Source organism: Arthrobacter sp. Y3221157, assembly GCF_059089865.1.
Window position 1 is genome coordinate 1 of sequence record NZ_JBNHFD010000202.1, and the last position, 959, is coordinate 959.

A 959-nucleotide genomic window follows, 5' to 3' on the forward strand; every position below is an offset into this window, starting at 1 on the left:
TCCTCGGTGCGGCCTTCGAGGGCGGCTTTGCCGACGAAGTTGTCTTTGGTCATTTTGACGGCGAAGCCGAGGCCGGCTTCGTAGGGGTCGTGTTCGGTGGTCATGTCGGTGCCCCAGGAGCGGTAGCCCTTTTCGAGGCGGAGGGAGCTGAACGCGGCGCGGCCGGCGGCGATGATCCCGTGGGGCTGTCCTGCTTTGAAGAGGGTGTCCCAGAGGCGCTGGCCGTTGTCGGCGCTGGTGTAGAGTTCCCAGCCGAGTTCGCCGACGTAGGACAGGCGCATGGCCGTGACGGGCACGCCGCCGATGACGACGTTTTTGGACCGGAAGTATTTGAGTCCGTCGTTGGAGAAGTCGTCGGTGCTGACCGCGCCTACTACTTCGCGGGCGAGGGGGCCCCAGAGGCCGATGCAGCAGGTCCCGCCGGTGGTGTCGCGGACCTGGACCCAGTCCTTGGGTCCGCCGGTTTGGGTTTGGTGGCGGGCGGCGCGGTCGAAGTAGGCGGTGTCGATGTTTCCGTTGGCGCCGAGCTGGAAGGTGTCCTCGGACAGGCGGGCGACGGTGATGTCGCTGCGGATCCCGCCGGCGTGGTCCAGCAGGAGGGTGTAGGTGACCGCGCCGGGCTTTTTGGACATGTCCGCGGTGGTCAGTTCCTGGAGGAGTTTCTGGGCGCCGGGGCCGGAGACCTCGAGGCGTTTGAGCGGGGTCATGTCGTACATGGCGACGGCGGTGCGGGTTTTCCAGGCTTCGGCCGCGGCGATGGGCGAGCTGAACATCCCGGACCAGGAATCGCGTGCCGGTGGCTGCCAGTCGGCGGGCATGTCTTTGAGGAGGTCGGCGTTGGCTTCGAACCAGTACGGGCGCTCCCAGCCGCCGCCTTCGAGGAAGACCCCGCCGAGCTGTTTGTGCCGGGCGTGGAACGGGGACACCCGCAGGTTCCGGGGGGAGAGTTTGGGCTGGAG

1 protein-coding gene is annotated in these 959 nt (G+C 67.4%); it reads right to left on the reverse strand.

All coding sequences use genetic code 11. The annotated features are described in order from the left end of the window. A partial coding sequence (locus tag AC5RTT_RS20645) for an aminomethyl transferase family protein (RefSeq protein WP_494146719.1) occupies nucleotides 1-959 on the reverse strand: 959 nt, incomplete at both ends.